Source organism: Acidovorax sp. 22279, from assembly GCF_052045435.1.
Taxonomy (GTDB): domain Bacteria; phylum Pseudomonadota; class Gammaproteobacteria; order Burkholderiales; family Burkholderiaceae_C; genus Acidovorax; species Acidovorax delafieldii.
The window spans coordinates 558,077-577,263 of the sequence record NZ_JBQEOV010000001.1 but is presented as its reverse complement, the minus strand read 5'-3'; the positions used below and the strand labels follow the sequence as shown (position 1 = coordinate 577,263).

General features: G+C 63.6%; 13 protein-coding genes. 10 read left to right on the top strand and 3 right to left on the bottom strand.

Translation table 11 applies throughout. The features are described from left to right. The first annotated feature begins 8 nt into the window (after positions 1-8). The gene (locus ACTJKQ_RS02530; protein WP_056745756.1) at positions 9-986 is read left to right on the top strand and encodes a Bug family tripartite tricarboxylate transporter substrate binding protein; all 978 of its coding nucleotides are present in this window, start codon (positions 9-11) and stop codon (positions 984-986) included. A 120-nt stretch (positions 987-1,106) separates the two neighbouring features. Here the strand turns inward: ACTJKQ_RS02530 and ACTJKQ_RS02525 are convergent, their stop codons facing one another. The 3 genes from ACTJKQ_RS02525 to ACTJKQ_RS02515 form a co-directional block, all read right to left on the bottom strand. Continuing rightward, entirely contained in the window at positions 1,107-1,520 is a 414-nt protein-coding gene (locus ACTJKQ_RS02525) for a VOC family protein (protein WP_108499872.1), read from the bottom strand. A gap of 129 nt (positions 1,521-1,649) precedes the next feature. After that, positions 1,650-2,672: a zinc-binding alcohol dehydrogenase family protein gene (locus ACTJKQ_RS02520; RefSeq protein WP_192421011.1), complete on the bottom strand. Its 1,023-nt coding sequence runs from the start codon at positions 2,670-2,672 to the stop codon at positions 1,650-1,652. Between the two features lie 73 nt (positions 2,673-2,745). Continuing rightward, a complete protein-coding gene (locus ACTJKQ_RS02515; protein ID WP_440595902.1) occupies positions 2,746-3,900 on the bottom strand; it encodes an alkene reductase in 1,155 nt (384 codons plus the stop codon). 177 nt (positions 3,901-4,077) lie between these two features. On the opposite strand from ACTJKQ_RS02515, the gene ACTJKQ_RS02510 reads away from it, so the two are divergent. From ACTJKQ_RS02510 to ACTJKQ_RS02470, 9 genes are all read left to right on the top strand, one after another. Next, positions 4,078-4,995 carry a LysR substrate-binding domain-containing protein gene (locus tag ACTJKQ_RS02510; protein WP_440595901.1) on the top strand — a complete coding sequence of 306 codons (918 nt, stop codon included), beginning with the start codon at positions 4,078-4,080 and terminating at the stop codon, positions 4,993-4,995. Between the two features lie 253 nt (positions 4,996-5,248). Beyond that, positions 5,249-6,412: an iron-containing alcohol dehydrogenase gene (locus ACTJKQ_RS02505; RefSeq protein WP_440595900.1), complete on the top strand. Its 1,164-nt coding sequence runs from the start codon at positions 5,249-5,251 to the stop codon at positions 6,410-6,412. Between the two features lie 174 nt (positions 6,413-6,586). Next, positions 6,587-7,678, top strand: a complete 1,092-nt coding sequence (locus ACTJKQ_RS02500; protein ID WP_440595899.1) for an alpha/beta hydrolase family protein — start codon at positions 6,587-6,589, stop codon at positions 7,676-7,678. Between the two features lie 143 nt (positions 7,679-7,821). Then, positions 7,822-8,502 (top strand): type 1 glutamine amidotransferase domain-containing protein, encoded by a 681-nt coding sequence (locus ACTJKQ_RS02495; RefSeq protein ID WP_440595898.1) that lies wholly within the window; start codon positions 7,822-7,824, stop codon positions 8,500-8,502. A 357-nt stretch (positions 8,503-8,859) separates the two neighbouring features. Further along, positions 8,860-11,754: an SNF2-related protein gene (locus tag ACTJKQ_RS02490; protein WP_440595897.1), complete on the top strand. Its 2,895-nt coding sequence runs from the start codon at positions 8,860-8,862 to the stop codon at positions 11,752-11,754. After that, a complete protein-coding gene (locus ACTJKQ_RS02485; protein ID WP_440595896.1) occupies positions 11,754-13,493 on the top strand; it encodes an AIPR family protein in 1,740 nt (579 codons plus the stop codon). Before ACTJKQ_RS02490 ends, ACTJKQ_RS02485 begins: the two co-directional genes overlap by 1 nt. A 12-nt stretch (positions 13,494-13,505) precedes the next feature. Continuing rightward, positions 13,506-15,152 (top strand): site-specific DNA-methyltransferase, encoded by a 1,647-nt coding sequence (locus ACTJKQ_RS02480; RefSeq protein WP_440595895.1) that lies wholly within the window; start codon positions 13,506-13,508, stop codon positions 15,150-15,152. Further along, complete coding sequence (locus ACTJKQ_RS02475; protein WP_440595894.1) at positions 15,149-16,414, top strand: PDDEXK nuclease domain-containing protein; 1,266 nt, start codon at positions 15,149-15,151, stop codon at positions 16,412-16,414. The genes ACTJKQ_RS02480 and ACTJKQ_RS02475 overlap by 4 nt, the downstream gene beginning before the upstream one ends. Beyond that, a complete protein-coding gene (locus ACTJKQ_RS02470; protein WP_440595893.1) occupies positions 16,411-19,158 on the top strand; it encodes a DEAD/DEAH box helicase in 2,748 nt (915 codons plus the stop codon). Before ACTJKQ_RS02475 ends, ACTJKQ_RS02470 begins: the two co-directional genes overlap by 4 nt. Positions 19,159-19,187 lie beyond the last annotated feature (29 nt).

Below are 19,187 nucleotides of genomic sequence, written 5' to 3'. Positions count from 1 at the left end.
ACAACCCCATGCAACGCCGTACCCTCTTGTCCGCCCTGGCCGCCGCAGGCGCTACTACCGCCGCGCCCTGGGCCGCCGCCCAATCCGCCTGGCCCGACCAGCCCCTGCGCTGGGTGGTGCCTTACCCCGCCGGTGGCGGCACCGACGTGCTGGCCCGCACCGTGGCCGAGGCCATGCGCCAGACGCTGGGCCAGCAGATCGTGGTGGACAACCGCCCTGGCGCATCCACCAACATCGGTGGCCAGATGGTGGCCACGGCCAAGCCCGATGGCAACACCTTCATGTCGGCCGACAACGCCATCCTGGCCTACAACGAACACCTGTTCACCAAGCTGCCGTTCAACCCTGAAAAGGACTTCACCTACGTGGGCGGCATCAGCCGCTTTCCGCTGGCGCTGGTGGTGCACCCGGCGTTTGAAGCCAAGACGGTGAAGGAATTCCTCGCCTACGCGCGCGCCAACCCCGGCAAGCTCAACTACGCATCGCCGGGCAATGGCTCGCCACACCACCTGGCGATGGAGATGTTCAAGAACCGCACCAAGACCTTCCTCACCCACATCCCCTACCGCGGCGCAGCGCCCGCGCTGCAGGACGTGATGGGTGGCCAGGTGCCCTGCATGTTCCTGGACCTGGCCGCTGGCCTGCCGGTCATCACCTCGGGCAAGGTACGTGCGCTGGCCATCGGCTCGGCCAAGCGCGTGGCCGCGCTGCCCGACGTGCCCACGCTGGCCGAAGCCGGTGTGCCCAACACCGAAGTGTTTGCGTTCCAGGGCATCCTGGCGCCCGCCGGTCTGCCCGCTGCGATCACGGCGCGCCTGAACGGCGACCTGAACAAGGCCCTGCTCAACCCCGCCGTGGTCAAGCGCATGGCCGACTTCGGCATGGAAGCCCTGCCCGGCACGCCGGAGCAGTTCCGCGCCATGGCACGCTCCGAGTCCAAGCGCTGGGGCGAGATCATCAAAGCGGCAGGCGTGAAACTCGACTGACCCCCCTGAGCGGCTGCGCCGCTTCCCCCCAGGGGGACGCACCCGGTGGCCTGGCAAAGCCAGTTCCACGGGTGCACTCGCTTGGCGGTGCGCCCTCTGCGGAGGGTGCAGCGGTGTTTCTTACTCCGGCAGGTGGCATACCGCCTCGATGTTGTTGCCCTCGGGGTCGATGACAAACGCGCCGTAATAGTGGGGGTGGTAGTCGGGCCGCAGGCCCGGGGCGCCGTTGTCTTGGCCCCCGGCTTCGATGGCGGCGCGGTAGAAGGCATCGACCTGGGCCCGCGTGGCGGCCCGCCACGCCAGGTGGCAGCCCGTGGTGGCGGGCGGGCCGCCGTAGGGCGAGGGGCCGTCGATGAACCACACATCCGCCTTCTTGCCGTCGGGCTCAGACGGAGCCGGGTAGGCATAGCCCAGCATGTTCGAGCCGTAGTTGCCTTCAAAACACAGGCTGTAGCCCAAAGGCGCGAGGGCGGCGGTGTAGAACGCCTTGGTGCGGGCGATGTCGGTGACGCGGAAGGTCATGTGGTCCAGCATGGGAGGTCTCCTCGGGTTGTGGTGCCCTGATTTATACCTGAAAGACTGTTTATAAATACAGTATTTTTCAGTCCGACACACAATCTGCCGCGCGGGTGGTGCTACGCCCCCTGCATGGCCCGCAGTTCTTCAGGCCCACCCCTCCAGCACCAGCTTGCCCCGCGCCTTGCCGCTCTCGATCAGCGCATGCGCGCGTTTCAAGTTCTCGGCATTGATCGTTCCAAAGCGCTGGTCCAGCGTGGTGCGAATCAGCCCCGCATCCACCAGCTGTGCCACCTCGGTCAGCAGGCGGTGCTGGCCGATCATGTCGGCGGTGCCGAACAGGGCGCGGGTGAACATCAGCTCCCAGTGCACCGACACCGACTTGCGCTTGAACTTCGTCACGTCGAGCGACACCGGGTCGTCGATCAGCGCGAACTGGCCCTGCGGCGCGATGGCCTCGACGATCTGGTCGAAGTGCGCGTCGGTCTGCGTGAGGCTCACGACGATGTCCACCGTGGGGTGGCCGATGCGGGCCAGCTCTTGTGTGAGCGGCTGGCTGTGGTCGATGACGTGGTGGGCGCCCAGGTCGCGCACCCACTGCTGCGTTTCGGGGCGCGATGCGGTGCCGATGATCGTGAGGCTGGTGAGTCGCGCCGCCAGCTGCGTGAGGATGGAGCCCACGCCGCCGCTCGCGCCAATGATGAGCAGGGTCTTGTGGGTGGGCTGCTTGCCAGGGGCCACACCGAGGCGGTCAAACAGCAGCTCCCACGCGGTGATGGTGGTCAGCGGCAGCGCGGCGGCTTCGGCAAAGTCGAGCGATTGGGGGGCATGGCCCACGATGCGTTCATCCACCAGGTGCAGTTCGCTGTTGGTGCCCTGGCGTGCGATAGAGCCCGCGTACCAGACGCGGTCGCCGGGCTGGAACAGCGTCACATCGGGGCCCACGGCGCGGACGATGCCGCTGGCGTCCCAGCCCAGCACCTTGTAGTCGGGCCCGTCGCCGCTGCGTGAGCTGCTTTTGCGCACTTTCGTGTCCACGGGGTTGACCGAAACGGCGTGCACTTCCACCAGCAGATCGCGGCCCGTGGCCACCGGGTCGGGCAGGGTGATGTCGAGCAGCGACTCGGGGTGGTCGATGGGGTGGGCGGTTTGGTAGCCAACGGATTTCATGATGGGTCCTTGAGGTGCAAAGGGAGTTGAAGCGGGGGATATGCGGAGTCCGGAAGGGCGCGTGGTGCCGTTTTCAGGCCACTTCAGCCGCGCCAGCCCGGGCCTTGGGCGCAGCCAGCGGGGCCGGTGTGTAGTCGCTGTAGCCATTTGCGTCGCCGCCAAACAGCGTGGCCGCATCGAACGGGGCCAGTGGCAGCCCGGCGGCATAGCGCGCAGGCAGATCGGGGTTGGCAATGAACGGGCGGCCAAACGCCACCAGGTCGGCCATGCCGGACGCGAGGATCTGTTGCGCGCGTTCGGGTGTGTACTGGCCCGCCACCATCACTCGGCCGCTGAAGGCGGTGCGTAGAGCCTGGCGGAATTCATCTGGAATGCGGGGGGCGTCGTCCCAGTCGGCCTCTGCCAGGTGGATGTAGGCCAGGCCCAGCGTGTCCAGTTCGCGCGCCAGGAGCAGGATGGTGGGGATGATCTCCGGGCAGTCCATGCCGCGCTGCGTGATGAACGGGGCCAGGCGCATGCCCGTGCGTTCGGCGCCGGCCTCGCTGGCCACGGCTGCGGCCACTTCGCGGGCGAAGCGGGTGCGGTTTTCCAGCGGGCCGCCATAGGCGTCGATGCGGTGGTTGGAGGTCGTGCGCAGAAACTGGTCAAGGAGATAGCCGTTGGCGCCGTGGATCTCCACGCCGTCGAACCCTGCGCGCATGGCGTTGGCGGCGGCACGGCGGAAGTCGTCCACCACGCCAGGAATTTCGGCGGCCTCCAGCGCGCGGGGCACGGGGCAGTCGAGCATGCGGCCCACGCCGTCTTCGCCTGCCACCCATACCCGTGCCGCCGGGGCCAGGGCCGAGGGCGCCACGGGCAGCCCATCGGCATGGAAGCTGGCGTGCGACATGCGGCCCACGTGCCACAGCTGCAGCACCATGCGCCCGCCCGCGGCGTGCACCGCTTCGGTCACGCGGCGCCAGCCTTGCACCTGCGCGTCGCTGTAGATGCCGGGCGTGAAGCTGTAGCCCTGGCCTTGGCGTGACACCTGGCTGGCCTCGCTGACGATGAGGCCCGCACTGGCGCGCTGGGCGTAGTAGTCGGCCATGAGCGCGTTGGGCACGTCGCCCGGCTGGCTGCTGCGGGCGCGCGTCATGGGCGCCATCACGATGCGGTGGGGCAGTGCCAGCGGCCCCATCTGCAGGGGGCGGAACAGGGCGGGTGTGGCGGTGTGTGGGGTGGTGGTCATGGCAGGGGCTCGGGTCGGCGGCAGGCCGGTGTGGAACATGACGTGAATGGTGGGCTTTCTGAAATAGTTTTTAAATAGACGGTTGATTGAAAGAATATTCAAAGAAAATTTGAATATCAGCCCCGGGTGGTGGTGTCGTTCCATCGCCGTCGTCTTCCCTTTCCCATCCGCCTTCGCATGAAAAGCCTGCAAGACCTCGACATCTTTGTGCGCACCGTGGACAGCGGCAGCCTTTCGGCCACGGCCCGTGCACTGGACCTCACCCCCGCCGCCACGAGCGCCGCGCTCAAGCGGCTGGAGGCCGAGCTGGGCGTGGCGCTGTTCGTGCGCTCCACGCGCAGCCTGCGGCTCACGCAGGAGGGCGCGCTGTTCCTGGAGCACTGCCGCCCCGCACTCGCCGCGCTGCAGCAGGTGCAGGGCCAGCTCGCCAGCGGCCGGGCGGGCGAGCTGCGTGGCCTGCTGCAACTGGCGGCCCCGTCTGACCTGGGGCGCAATGTGCTGCTGCCCTGGCTGGATGCCTTCCAGGCACTGCACCCCGGCATCGACATCCGCCTGCGGCTGTCGGACCGCATGGCCAATGTCTACGGCGAACCGGTGGATGCCGCCTTCCGCTACGGCAAGCCGCAGGATTCGAGCCTGGTGGCGCTGCCGCTGGTCGCCGAACACCGGCGCGTGCTCTGCGCCGCCCCCTCCTACCTGGCCGCGCACGGCACGCCCGATACGCCCCACGCCTTGGCTGCGCACGATGGCCTGTGCTTCATGCTGGGCGAGGACGTGCACGACCGCTGGCGCTTCTGGGACGCCTCGGGCCGGGAAGTGGTGGTGCGCGTGCGCAGCCGCAACGTGGCCAACGACGGCGACGCGGTGCGCCGCTGGGCCGTGCTGGGCCGGGGCATTGCGTACAAGTCGTACTTTGATGTGGCCGACGACCTCGCCGCCGGGCGCCTGGTGCCGCTGTGCCCCGGCTGGACCACCGAGGCCGTGCCGCTCTTCCTGGTGGCGCCCAGCCGCCGCCAGTTCACGCCGCTGGTGCGGGCGCTGCGCGACTTCATGGCCGAGCGGCTGCAGGCGCTGATGGAGCGGGCGCCGCACTGAGTGCCTGTTGACGACACCCGCTGGATCGTCAACACGCTCCCAGCGCTAGCAGCAGTCGCATGCGCAGCGCCCGATGTGCTGCATGAGGCTCTGCTGGCGGCAGGGCTATCGCACGCGCGACCGGCACCGGGCCCCCGTGCGCCGCACAATCGCGCCCTTGCTGTCGCAACCCAGGGCGGCGCGCCCCCTGCGCCCACCCGCGCGGCCGGGTTCCTGGTGATGCAGCGACGGCCTTTGACGGAGAAAGACCAACATGCTGAATTTCGACTTCCACAACCCCACCCACATCGCCTTCGGCCAAGGCCGCATTGCCGACCTGGCCAAGCTCGTGCCCGCTGCCGCCAAGGTGCTGATCCTGGTGGGCGGTGCCAGCGCCGAAAAGACCGGCACCCTGGCCGAGGTGCGCTCCGCGCTGGGCGAGCGCCAGCACGCCACCTTCAGCGGCATCGAACCCAACCCGAGCTACGAGACCTCCATGAAGGCCGTGGCGCAGATCCGCGAAGGCGGGTTTGACTTCTTGCTGGCCGTGGGTGGCGGTTCGGTGATCGACGCCACCAAGTTCATCGCGGCCGCTGTCCGTTTTGAAGGCGATGACCCCTGGGCCATCCTCGAAAAGCACGGCCGCAACATCAAGGGCGCCATGCCGTTTGGCTCTGTGCTCACGCTGCCCGCCACAGGCTCGGAGATGAACAACGGCGGCGTCATCACCCACCGCGCCAAGGGCGCCAAGCTGTCGTTTGGCAGCGTGCACACCTACCCGGTGTTCTCGGTGCTCGACCCCACCAAGACCTACACCCTGCCACCCCAGCAACTGGCCAATGGCGTGGTGGACGCGTTTGTGCACACGGTCGAGCAGTACCTGACCTACCCGGTCAACGCACCCGTGCAGGACCGGTTTGCCGAAGGCATCCTGCAGACGCTGATCGAGATCGGCCCGCGCCTGCTGACCGCCCCCGAGCCGGTGTACGACGACCGCGCCATCCTGATGTGGGCCGCCACCATGGCGCTCAACGGCCTGATCGGCGCGGGCGTGCCGCAGGACTGGGCCACGCACATGATCGGCCACGAGCTGACGGCGCTGCATGGCATCGACCACGCGCGCACCCTGGCCATCGTGCTGCCCGCGCTGCTGAACGAGCGCCGGGTGGCCAAGCGCGCCAAGCTGCTGCAGTATGGCGAGCGCGTGTGGGGCATCACCACCGGCAGCGAGGACGAACGCATCACCGCCGCCATCGAGCGCACGCGCGATTTCTTTGAGAGCATAGGCATCGCGACGCGCCTGTCGGGCTACGGCCTGGGCAGCGAGGTGGTGAACACCGTGGTGGCGCAGCTGGAAGCGCATGGCATGGTGACGCTGGGCGAACAGCGCGAGATCACCCCGGCTGTGAGCCGCCGCATCCTCGAAGCTGCGCTGTAAATGGAGGTGGGCGGGGAGGGCGGGGTCCTAGGCCCTCTCTCCTGCTTGCCCCGCCTGTGCTGCATTTCGCGCCGCGCAGCAGCGTTTCGTCGCAGGGCGCTGGAGCCCGCCCCTTGCGCCGCCTACAGTGCCGTCAAGCCACCTCCTTGGGTGGCATTTGACGAAAGGCGCACCGTGACCCTCATCCTCATCCTGGCCCTCCGCTCCGCGTGGCGTAACGCCCGTGCACCGCTGCTGGCAGCTTTTGTGGCAATGCTGGCCTGGGCCACACCGGCATCGGCCCAGCACGCCGGCCTGCGCACCCTGGTGGTACCGGGCGCAGAGCCCGTGACCGTGGCGCTGTTCTACCCCACCCCGGTGGTGGCGCGCACCCAGCCCATGGGGCCCTGGCGGCCCGTGGTCACGCCGGGCGCCCCGGTGGCAACCGCGCCCCTTAAGGGCCTGATCCTCATCTCGCACGGCACGGGCGGCCATGAACTGGGCCACCACAACCTAGCCACACGCCTGGCGGCCGACGGCTATCTGGTGGCGGCGTTGCGCCACCCGGGCGACAACTGGGAAGACCGGTCGATGATCACCTCGGGCCGCTACTTCAGCGAGCGCCCCCGCCAGGTGAGCCGCGTGCTGGACGCGCTGCTGGCCAGCCCCGAATGGGGCCCCCGCATTCCGGCCGGGCGCATTGGTGCCGTGGGGCATTCGGCAGGTGGCTACACCGTGCTGGCCCTGGTCGGTGCGCAGGCCGAACCGGCCCGTGCGGCGCAGCACTGCCGCAGCGTGTCGGACGACCCCGGCTTTTGTAGCCTGGGCAAGCTGCCCGCCCGTGGCCAGACCGCCCAGACTACCAAGGAGGCACCTGCGGCCGCCACCGCGGTATCCACACAGGCCGGCGCCCCCGCGCTCGATGGTCCGCTGGTCTCGGTGGCAGACCCCCGCATCCGCGCCGTGGTGGCCATGGCGCCCATGGCGGTGGTGTTCACACCAGACAGCTTGAAGGCCATCGGCGTGCCGGTGCGGCTGATGGTGGCCGAGCGCGATGCCGTGCTCACGGGCCAGTACCACGGCGGTTATGTGGCGGCCAATCTGCCCTCCGCACAGGCGAGCACCGTGCCAGGTGCAGGCCACTTCGCCTTCATGGCCCAGTCTGTCTGGCCGCTGGCGTCCGAGGCGGGAGACGCCGCAGCCAACCCCGAAGGCTTTGACCGCGTGGCTTACCATGCCACGCTGGAGAACGAGGTGGCGGAGTTCCTGGCCAGGCAGCTGCGCTGAGATGCTGGGGGGCTTACAGCGCGGTAGTACCGTCCTGTAAGCCAATGCCGCAAACCTGCCTGCATCGCGGGACAACGGGCCCTATGGCTGGTACGGTGGTGGTTTGCTTTTTCCGATCAATCCCTACAACGAAAGCGACCTCCATGGCACACATCCTCATGGTTCTGACGTCCCACGACCAACTGGGCGACACCGGCAAAAAGACGGGCTTCTGGCTGGAAGAGTTTGCGGCACCGTACTACGTGTTCAAGGATGCAGGCGTGCAGATCACGCTCGCATCGCCCCACGGTGGCCAGCCGCCCCTGGACCCCAAAAGCGACGACGAAAACGCCCAGACCGATGCCACGCGCCGCTTCAAGGCCGATGCTTCAGCGAAGCAGCAGCTGGTTAGCACCGTGCCCCTGTCCAGCGTGAAGGCCGAGGACTTTGATGCCGTGTTCTACCCCGGCGGCCACGGCCCGCTGTGGGACCTGGCCGAAGACGCGCAGTCCATTGCCCTCATCGAAAAGACCTTTGCGGCCGGCAAACCGCTGGCACTGGTGTGCCACGCACCCGGCGTATTGCGCCACACCAAGGCGCCCGACGGGACGCCCCTGGTCAAGGGCAAGAAGGTCACTGGGTTTACCAACAGCGAAGAAGACGCGGTGCAGTTGACCCAGATCGTGCCATTCCTGGTGGAAGACATGCTCAAGGCCAACGGCGGCGTGTATTCCAAAGGCCCTGACTGGGCACCCTATGTGCTGACCGACGGCACGCTGATCACGGGGCAGAACCCGGCATCGTCCGAGCAGGGAGCGCATGCACTCCTCAAGATGCTCGGTTGACAGTAAACATCAAAAGAGCACGGGTCTCAGACCTGTACTCTTTTGCATTGCTGTGCAATCTTGAAACTGAGTTTTCAGAGAAAAATAATCTCTGGCACTTGAAGGTAGAGCGCTGGCAGCTATTGAATTAGGAGTGAATATCGCGCAATCTGTACGACGGATACTCCCAGCGGCGCTAGCCCGAACCTGCACCGGGCAGCCATAAAACCTGGAGATTGGGTCTAGTTGGGTCAAGACTTGGCATGCGATCAATCGCAACCAGATTCATCCAAAGCCGGATTGGCAATTTGACAAAAGGGGCATGGTTCCCGTCACAGAGGGTTTCATAATCAGTGATCACCTGTGACGAGACTCGCTTTGTCAGCCCACATCCCCACGCCCTACCAGTCCCAATACATCGCTTGGCTGCTTTCAAGGCAGATCGGGCGGGACTCCCCCGACCTCCTGGCCTCCACCCTGGTCGATGCGCGGGTCGATCTCAACCCCCACCAGGTAGAGGCCGCACTCTTCGCCTTCCGCAGCCCGCTATCCCAGGGGGTGATCCTGGCCGACGAAGTGGGCCTGGGCAAGACCATCGAGGCGGGCTTGGTGATTGCCCAGCGCTGGGCAGAGCGCAAGCGGCGCATCCTCATCGTCACTCCGGCCAACTTGCGCAAGCAATGGCACCAAGAGCTGCAGGACAAGTTCAGCTTGCAAGCGCTAATTCTGGAAGCCAAAAGCTACAAAGAGCAGCGCAAGGCCGGGCTGCCGAACCCCTTTGACCAAGCGTCAGATCCGACCCGGTCCCAAGCCAGCCAAATCGTCATCTGCTCCTACCAGTTCGCCAAAACCAAGGCCGATGACCTGCGCCGCGTACGCTGGGACTTGGTGGTGATGGACGAAGCCCACCGCCTGCGCAATGTGTACAAGCCAGGCAACGTGATCGGCAAGACACTGAAGGAGGCGCTGGCCCACGCCCCCAAAGTACTACTCACCGCCACACCCCTGCAAAACTCCCTGCTGGAGTTGTACGGCATGGTCAGCCTGGTGGACGAGCGCGTGTTTGGCGATCTGCCCAGCTTTCGCGAGCAATTCGGCGCGCTGGGCGACCCCGACACCTTGGCCAAGCTGCGCAGCCGCTTGCAAAGCGTGTGCATGCGCACTTTGCGCCGCCAGGTGCAGCCCTATATCTCGTACACCCGGCGCATTCCCATGGTGGAGCCCTTCACGCCATCGGCAGAAGAACAAGCCCTGCACGACCGCGTGGCCGACTACCTGCGCCGCCCCTCGCTCAATGCCCTGCCTGCAGGGCAGCGGCAACTGATTTCTTTGGTGTTGTGGAAGCTGCTGGCCTCCAGCAGCTACGCCATTGGCGGTGCGCTGAACACCATGGCCCAGCGCCTGCAAGACCAGCTCAGCGCCGAGCCCACAGGCCAGGAAGACGCCAGCCTAGCCGAGCAACTGGACAAAGACTACGAGTCCCTCGACGAGATCGAAGAAGAGTGGACCGAGGCGGATGGCGATGCGCCCGGTGCGTCCAAGGCCAGCTTGTCCGAAGAAATTGCCGAGCTGCGCGAGTTCCAGCGCATGGCCACCACCATCCGCGACAACGCCAAGGGCCAGGCCCTGCTCACTGCCCTGGGCAAAGCCTTTGCCGAGCTGGAGCGCCTGCACGCGCCACGCAAAGCCCTCATCTTTACAGAATCGCGCCGCACGCAAGACTATCTGCTGGGCCTGCTGGAGCAAAGCGCCTACGCGGGCCAAACCGTGCTCTTCAACGGCACCAACAGCAGCGAACAGGCCACCCGCATCTACCAAGCCTGGCTCAAACGCCACGCTGGCACCGACCGCATCACCGGCTCCCGCACCGCCGACACCCGCGCCGCGCTGGTCGAGCATTTCAAAGAGTCGGCCAGCATCATGATCGCCACCGAGGCCGGGGCCGAGGGCATCAACCTGCAGTTCTGCTCGCTGGTCATCAACTACGACCTGCCGTGGAACCCCCAGCGTATCGAGCAGCGCATAGGCCGCTGCCACCGCTACGGGCAAAAGCACGACGTGGTGGTGGTCAACTTTGTGGACCACAGCAACCCCGCCGACAAGCGCGTGTACGAGCTGCTGGCACAAAAGTTTCAGCTCTTTGAAGGCGTGTTTGGAGCCAGCGACGAAGTGCTGGGCACCATTGGCAGCGGCGTGGACTTTGAGCGCCGCATTGCCGAGATCTACCAAACCTGCCGCAACCCGCAAGAGATCGAAGCCTCGTTCCAGCAACTGCAGCTCGACTTGTCCGGCGAGATCAGCGCCGCCATGCTCAAAACCCGGCAACTGCTGCTGGAGAACTTTGACGAAGCCGTGCAAGACAAGTTAAAGCTGCGCCAGACCGAAAGCACCAGCGCTCGCAACCGGTTCGAGCGGCTATTGATGGACCTGACCCAGGCCGAGCTGCAGGGCCACGCAGAGTTTGACCACGAAGGCTTTACCCTGCGCCAAACGCCCCCCGACCTGCCGCCCACCGACGCACCCCCAGGTCGCTACGAGCTACCCCGCCGCAGCGACGACGCCCACCTCTACCGCACCGGGCACCCGCTGGCGCAAGCGCTGATTCAGCAAGCCCGCCAGCGCACCCTGCCCACTGCGCGCGTGCAGTTCAGCTACGACGACTACGGCACCATGCTCGCCACCCTGCTGCCCCTGCGCGGGCAAACCGGCTGGCTCAGTCTGAGCGTGCTCTCCATCGACGCTCTGGGCGTGCAAGAAGACTACCTGCTGCTGGCAGGCATTACCGATGCAGGCCAGCCCCTGCACGAAGAAGACGTAGACAAACTGCTGCGCCTGCCCGCCCAGGTGCAGGAGGCCAGCCTGTTCATGGAGCCGCCTGCCGCCTTGGCCGAAGACGTGGAGCGGCTGGAGCGCGCACAGATCCAGGCCGTCAACACCCGCAACCTGGGCTACTTCGATGCCGAAGTGCAGAAGCTCGATGCCTGGGCCGATGACCTGAAGGTAGGCCTGGAAAACGAAGTCAAAGAGTTGGACCGTGAAATTAAGGACGTGCGCCGCACCGCCACTGTGGCCGCTACGCTGGAAGAAAAACTGCATTGGCAAAAACGCCAGCGCGAGCTGGAAGACAAGCGCAACCAGCTGCGGCGCAGGATATTTGACCGGCAGGATGAGATTGATGCGCAGCGCAGTCATTTGATTGACGACCTTGAAGGGCGGCTTTCTTCCACGTCAATATTAAAAGAAGTATTCAAAATCCAATGGGAGTTGGTTTGATGGCAACGGATGCAAGACCCCTTGAGATACAGCAGATACAGGCACTCCTAAAAACACAATTCAACGGGGCAATTTTTGGAGTTGGCAAAAACCCTGTTGATGTTGAGAGGAACTTCCTGTCTAAAGCACTAGCCGCGTACTTCCTCATGGTTCGTGCGGGTGCTTCTAAAGCAGATGCTGTTGCTGCAACAATCGATGGAGGTAATGACCATGGAATTGATTCTGTTTACATCAGTCCATCGGGCATTTTTTGGCTTGTTCAATCGAAGTACATCCACGAGGGCAAGGGCGAACCTATCTTGGGTGATGCATCGAAATTCAAAGACGGAGTAAAGGACTTCGCTGCCGGGAAGTTTGAGCGCTTCAATGTAGCCTTAGAGGCGAAGCTCCCTGCTATCCGCGCCGTAATGAAGAATGCATATGCCATCCATTTTGCATTGGTTTATACAGGTACTTCACTGAATGATGACCGCATCCAGATGTTTAGTGATCTGGAAAATGCACTCAATGAGGTTCAGCCTGGTCGGGCCCGATTTGTTAGATATGGTTTGTACGACTTTCACGCGTCGCTTGCTTCAAAACGGGCCGAGAAATCCATTACGGCGGAAGTCGAAATCAGAAACTATGGTCTGATCCACAGGCCCGCACGAGCGATCTATGGTGTGATGCGCGTCGGTGATTTGGCTGCGCTTTACATTGAGCATGGTCATGCGTTGGTGCGTGAAAACATTCGCAGATACCGGGGCTCTTCCAGCGTCAATACAGAAATCACTAAAACCCTTCTGGAAGCGCCAGAGCACTTTGTCTATTTCAACAATGGCGTGACGTTGTTGTGTGAAAAGATCACCGCCGTGGGGGCCACTGACGCCGATCGCAAGCTGGGGCGTTTCCAGTTGGAAGGTGTCTCCATCATCAACGGCGCGCAAACCGCTGGTACAGTTGCCCAGCAGCCGCTTTCGCACTACGAGGCCCACCCGGCCGACGTGTTAGTGACTTTCATTCAGTCGTCCGGCGACCCCGCAGATTTCGGCGACCGGGTTACCGCATATCGGAACAACCAGAATGCAGTGCAAGTTCAGGACTTCATTGCTCTGGACGACAACCAAGAGAACTGGCGTCGCACATTGAAGGCCTCTGGCGTCACGTACATCTATAAGCCCAGCGCCCAAGACCCTCATGCTGCGGAGCGCATATTCACAGCCCAGGAAGCGGTCAATTATTTGGCTTGTGCCAGCAAAGATGGGAAGAACTGGGCTCAGTTGCTCAACTTGGTCATGTCCGGTTCCCCGCTGCTTTGGGAGCAGAAGCGAAATCTCCAAGGCGAGTCCGTCGCGTCGGTCGATGAATCAGTCTACGGGCGCCTTTTTGTCAGCAGCTTGACGGCGCGCCGCCTGTGGCGCACCACCCAGATTGGGCGCCTAGTGCGCGAATTGGTCGAAGCTGATGCTGAGGTGCTGCCTCCAGAACAAGGGGCGCTGCAAAAAGCTGCCGTGTTTCTCATTGTTCATCTGGTGTTCGCAAGGCTGTTCAGCTTGTGCGACGGGATCACTGTCATGCTGACAGGGGCTGAGCGCGCCACGATATCCCGAGAGGCAGACAAAATCCGTGCAGCGATGGCGCAGGCATATGGCAAAGAAAATTGGGGCGGAGCAGAGCCTTTGGCGGTGTTTGCAGACTTGAGTAACCTCCGACGACTCAAGGGTCAAGTGATGGCTACGTTGGCGGCCCCAGCGGCATAGACAATACCCACCATGGCACACCAAAAACTAGAACTCACCTGGATCGGCAAAGACCAGCGCCCCCGGCTGGAGCCGCGCATTTTGCTGGAGGACCCGGCCCGCAGCTACCACGCCAAACAGCGCGTGACGGACCGGGATATTTTTGACAACCGCCTCATCAAGGGCGACAACCTTCTGGCGCTCAAAGCGCTGGAGGCCGAGTTTGCGGGCAAGGTGAAGTGCGTGTTCATCGACCCGCCGTACAACACCGGCAGCGCTTTTACGCACTACGACGACGGGCTGGAGCATTCCATCTGGCTGGGGCTGATGCGCGACCGGCTGGAGATCATCCGCCGCTTGCTGGCCGAGGATGGTTCGCTGTGGATCACGATTGACGACAACGAGGCGCATTACCTCAAGGTGTTGTGTGATGAGGTGTTTGGGCGGTCGAATTTTGTGGCCAATGTTGTGTGGCAAAAGAAGTATTCGCCAGGGAACAACCAAAAAGGGATTTCTTCTGACATCGACCATGTGCTTGTATATGCACGCAATTTTGTACGCTGGCAATGGAATCTTTTACCAAGGAGCGACAAGCAAGACGTTGCATATAAAAACCCCGATAACGATCCTCGTGGACTATGGAAGGCAAGCGATTTAACGAGAGCAGAGTTCCGTGAGCGAGACTTCTATCCAATTACAACGCCGTCTGGCTTGCAGGCGCTTCCGGCCAAGGGGCGAAGTTGGAGTCGTCCGCCAGAGGAAATTGAACGACTACGCGCAGATAACCGCTTGTGGTTCGGTCCAAAGGGCGATGCGAAGCCGAGTTTGAAGCGATTCTTGTCAGAGGTTCAGGACGGCGTGGTGGCCAAGGCTCTGTGGCTACGTGAAGAAGTGGGTGATAACGAGGAAGCAAAAAAGGAAGTGAAGTTGCTTGATGAAAGCGATATTTTTGCTACGCCTAAACCAGAGCGCCTATTGCAACGTGTGATTACTCTCGCCACCAACCCCGGTGACCTCGTCCTCGACTCCTTCGCCGGTTCCGGCACCACTGGCGCTGTCGCCCACAAAATGGGCCGCCGCTGGATCATGGTGGAGCTGGGCGAGCACTGCCACACCCACATCGTTCCGCGCCTGCAAAAGGTCATCGACGGGCAAGACCCCGGCGGTGTGACGCAGGCCACCGGCTGGCAGGGCGGCGGAGGCTTTCGCTATTACGAATTGGCCCCCACGCTGCTGGCCACCGACCGTTGGGGCAATCTGGTCATCAACCCCGCTTACGACGCGGCCATGTTGTCGGCGGCCATGTGCAAGCTGGAGGGCTTTGCCTACGCGCCCAGCGAGGCGCTGTGGTGGCAGCACGGCCACAGCAGCGAGCGCGACTTTATTTATGTGACCACGCAGACCCTGAGCGCCGAGCAGCTCGACGCCCTGGCCGAAGAGGTGGGCGCAGAGCGCAGCCTGCTGGTGTGCTGCGGTGCCTACCGGGGCGTGACCGCTGCACAGGCCGCGCAGCGCTGGCCGCAGCTCACCATCAAGAAAATTCCCAAAATGGTGAAAGACCGCTGCGAGTGGGGCCACGACGACTACAGCCTGAACGTGGCCAACCTGCCCATGGCCGCGCCCAAGCCGGGCGCAGCGCCCGCGCAGGATGATTTGTTTGGCGAGGACGGGGCATCATGACCACGCTGCCCGCGCAGGCCGAATTGCTGGCGCGCATTCGGCACATTTGGGAGTCTGCGCGCACCCAGGCGGCGCGCTCGGTCAACACGGCCCATGTGTGTGCCAACTGGCTGATTGGGCAGCAGATTGTGGAGGCGGAGCAGGGCGGTGCCAGGCGGGCAGCGTATGGCAAGGCTTTGCTCAAGGCGCTGTCTGAACAGTTGACGGCTGAGTATGGTGCTGGGTTTTCTGTCAGCGCATTGCAGTACATGCGCAGCTTTTTTTTGGGCTACCCGCAGCTGCTGGCAAAACAACACGCAGTGCGTGTTGTTTTGGATGTACAGGAGATTCAACACGCAGTGCGTGGCGAATCTCCTGGGGGCCGTGATGTGGTGCAGCCGGGCGTGCTTAACCCCAGCTTGTCATGGACGCACTACCGCACCCTGTTGAAAGAAGAGCGCCAGCCCGTACGCGACTTTTATGAAATCGAGTCCGTGCGCAACGGCTGGTCTGCCCGGCAACTGGAGCGGCAGATGCATTCCTTTTTGTTTGAGCGCCTTGCCAAGAGCCGCGACAAGCAGGGCGTGCTGGCGCTGGCCAACGAGGGCCAGGCACTGAACCGTGCGCAAGATGTGATCAAAGACCCCTACGTACTGGAGTTTCTGGACTTGCCGGAATCGCACCGTCTGGTGGAGTCGCGCATTGAAGAGGCGTTGATCAACCAGTTACAGGCCTTTTTGCTGGAGCTGGGCAGTGGCTTTGCCTTTGTGGGGCGGCAGCGGCGATTGACGCTGGATGGAGACCATTTTTACCCCGACCTGGTTTTCTACCACGTCAAGCTCAAGTGCTACGTGGTGATCGACCTGAAGGTCGGCAAGCTGACCCATGGCGACCTGGGTCAGATGCAGCTGTACGTGAACTACTACGACCGTGAAGTGGCCGCCAAGGGCGACAACCCGACCATTGGCCTGCTGCTGTGCAGCGAGAAGAACGACGCGGTTGTGCGCTATGTGCTGGGCGACAGGAGCGAGCAGATTTTTGCCAGCCGCTACCAGTTTGCCCTGCCCAGCGAGGACGATTTGCGTGCGGAGATTCGGCGCGAGATGGAGCAGTTTCAACCGCTGGAGCCGCTGGAATCGTTAGCGCCATCGAAACCGTTGGAGCAGCGTGAGGAGACGTTTGCCAAAGTACAACGGGCTGCCACCGGCAAACCGAAGACACCAGCGACCAAGACAACAAAGAGCCGTTCGAAATCCACAGCGGCCAAGGGAACCGAAAAATGAGCCAACGCGAAGTCAACGCCATCGCAGGCCGCCTGAGCCTGCGCAAGCCGCAAACCGATTCACTGCAGGCGCTGTCTCGCGCCATCGAGGCCAGCCCGCTGGTGCTCAAGCACGAGCGCGACAGTGCCGAGCTGGCCGATGTGCTGAAGGTGCTGCAGGGCCAGTTTGGCACGCTGAAGGACTTTGAGCGCGACTTTCCATCGCTGTGCTTTGCGCTGGCCACGGGTGTGGGCAAAACGCGGTTGATGGGTGCTTTCATCAGCTACCTGTATGCGGCGCATGGCATCAAGCACTTTTTTGTGCTGGCGCCCAACCTGACGATTTACGACAAGCTGATTGGTGACTTCACGCCCAACACGCCCAAGTACGTGTTCAAGGGCATTGCCGAGTTTGCAGCCTACCCGCCCGAGATCATTACCGGCGATAACTACGAGGAGCGGGCCCAGGCGCTGGGCGATTTGCTCTCGCCGGTGACGATCAATATTTTCAACATCGCCAAAATCACCTCAGAGGTGCGCGGGGGCAAGGCACCGCGCATCAAGCGGCTCTCTGAATACATCGGCCAGAGCTACTTTGACTACCTGGCCAGCCTGCCCGACCTGGTGCTGCTGATGGACGAGTCGCACCGCTACCGCGCCACGGCGGGCCTGCGCGCCATCAACGACCTGAAGCCTGTGTTGGGCCTGGAGCTGACAGCCACGCCGTTTGTGGAGACCACCAAGGGGCCGGTGCCGTTCAAGAACGTGGTGGTGGAGTACCCCCTGGCCCGGGCCATGAACGACGGCTTTGTGAAAGAGCCTGCGGTGGTGACCCAGCGCAACTTTGACGCCAAGGCCCTGCCGCCCGAAGAGCTGGAGCGCGTGAAGTTGCGCGACGGCGTGCGCATGCACGAGGCCACCAAGGTGGAGTTGAAGACCTATGCCCGCAGCAACGGCGTGAAAGAGGTCAAGCCCTTCATGCTGGTGATTGCGCGGGACACCACGCACGCCTCGGCTCTGCTGGCGGAGTTGCAGTCAGACCAATTTTTTGCCGGGCGCTACCGCAACAAGGTCATCCAGGTGGACAGCAGCAAGAGCGGCGCGGAAGAAGAGGAAATGGTGCGCAAGCTGCTGGCCGTGGAGAGTGTGGACGAGCCCACCGAGATCGTGATCCACGTGAACATGCTCAAGGAGGGGTGGGATGTGACCAACCTCTACACCATCGTGCCGCTGCGCGCCGCCAACGCGCGCACGCTGGTGGAGCAGTCGATAGGCCGTGGGCTGCGCCTGCCGTATGGCAAGCGCACGGGTGTTGATGCTGTGGACCGGCTGAGCATCATTGCGCACGACCGTTTCCAGGAAATCATTGACGACGCCAACAAGGCCGATTCACCCATCCGCCTGAAGACCTTTTTGCTGGACGCACCGGAGGATGGTGACGGCCCGCCGCAGAGTGTGACCGTGGCCCCGAGCCTGTCGCAGGCGCTGGGGTTGACGGACGGTGTCTCGCAAGTGGGTGATGTTGCGGGCGGTACGCAGAAGCCACTGCCGGGTGCAACCGCCCCAGTCTCCATGTTTGCCACGGAACGCGAACGCCAGGCCGCAGCGGTAGTGATGGAGGTGCTGGGCACCTACGAGGCCAGGCCAGAGCAAGCCCCCACCCGCCAGGCCTTGCTGAACACCGAGCTGCAAGCCCGGATTGCCGAGGCGGTGCGCGAAAAACTGCCGCCCGCGCAGGCCGACCTGGCGCTGGCCGAAGCACCTGCGGCCGAGCTGGACCTGCAGGCCGTGGTGCGCCGTACGGTAGAGGCGGTGGTGCAAAAGACCATCGATATTCCGCGCATCGTTGTAACCCCCAAGGGCGAGGTGCGCAGCGGCTACAAGCCCTTTGCGTTGGACGTGAGTGGCTGGCATCTGCAGCCCAAGGACCGCTCGCTGGTGGGCCAGAACCTGGGCAACCGGGAGCAGTTCACCCTGTCAGCGCAAAGCGGGGGCACGCAGCGCAGGCTCGAGGACTACGTCGTGCACGCGCTGATCGACTACGACGACATTGACTACAACACCCAGGCCAGCCTGCTGTACGACCTGGCGGGGCAGGTGGTGGCGCATCTGCGCAGCTACCTCAAGGACGAGGAGGAGGTGCGCAATGTGCTGGACCTGGACCGCCAGGCGATTGCCCGCAATGTTTATGCGCAGATGCACGCGCATTTTGAAGAGTCTGCCTCGGAGGGCTACACCGTGGACGTGCGGCGCGGGTTCACGACTTTGAGGGCGCCGACCTACACCGTGGGCGCTGGCCAGGTGGTGCGCGACTACCGCGAAACGCCTGAAGACCTGGGGCGTATCAAGCAAATGGTGTTTGGTGGGTTCAGCCGCTGCCTGTACCCGCTGCAGAAATTTGATTCAGACACCGAGCGCAAGTTTGCGGTGCTGCTGGAGCGCGATGCCGACAAGTGGCTCAAGCCTGCCAAGGGCCAGTTTCAGATGTTCTACAAGCTGGGCGCCGAGCAGCCGGAATACGTGCCCGACTTCGTGGCCGAAACGGCGCACCATGTGCTGATGGTGGAGACCAAGGCGAGCAAAGACATGGAGAGCGCAGAGGTGAAGGCCAAGGCGCAGGCCGGTGCGCTGTGGTGCAAGCACGCGACAGGGCACACCCTATCCGTGGGCGGCAAGCCCTGGAAGTACCTGTTGGTATCCCATGAGCAGGTCACGGCGGACAAAACGTTGAACGACTTTCTGCGCTTTGAGGTAGTGGTCGGTTGAGTCTGCCTCGATAGTTCAGAGCCCAGGGT

Bases quoted from the DNA above. Each gene is read 5' to 3' on its own strand.
- ACTJKQ_RS02530 (WP_056745756.1), top strand. From the start codon at position 9: ATGCAACGCCGTACCCTCTTGTCCGCCCTGGCCGCCGCAGGCGCTACT.
- ACTJKQ_RS02525 (WP_108499872.1), bottom strand. From the start codon at position 1,520: ATGCTGGACCACATGACCTTCCGCGTCACCGACATCGCCCGCACCAAG.
- ACTJKQ_RS02520 (WP_192421011.1), bottom strand. From the start codon at position 2,672: ATGAAATCCGTTGGCTACCAAACCGCCCACCCCATCGACCACCCCGAG.
- ACTJKQ_RS02515 (WP_440595902.1), bottom strand. From the start codon at position 3,900: ATGACCACCACCCCACACACCGCCACACCCGCCCTGTTCCGCCCCCTG.
- ACTJKQ_RS02510 (WP_440595901.1), top strand. From the start codon at position 4,078: ATGAAAAGCCTGCAAGACCTCGACATCTTTGTGCGCACCGTGGACAGC.
- ACTJKQ_RS02505 (WP_440595900.1), top strand. From the start codon at position 5,249: ATGCTGAATTTCGACTTCCACAACCCCACCCACATCGCCTTCGGCCAA.
- ACTJKQ_RS02495 (WP_440595898.1), top strand. From the start codon at position 7,822: ATGGCACACATCCTCATGGTTCTGACGTCCCACGACCAACTGGGCGAC.
- ACTJKQ_RS02485 (WP_440595896.1), top strand. From the start codon at position 11,754: ATGGCAACGGATGCAAGACCCCTTGAGATACAGCAGATACAGGCACTC.
- ACTJKQ_RS02480 (WP_440595895.1), top strand. From the start codon at position 13,506: ATGGCACACCAAAAACTAGAACTCACCTGGATCGGCAAAGACCAGCGC.
- ACTJKQ_RS02475 (WP_440595894.1), top strand. From the start codon at position 15,149: ATGACCACGCTGCCCGCGCAGGCCGAATTGCTGGCGCGCATTCGGCAC.
- ACTJKQ_RS02470 (WP_440595893.1), top strand. From the start codon at position 16,411: ATGAGCCAACGCGAAGTCAACGCCATCGCAGGCCGCCTGAGCCTGCGC.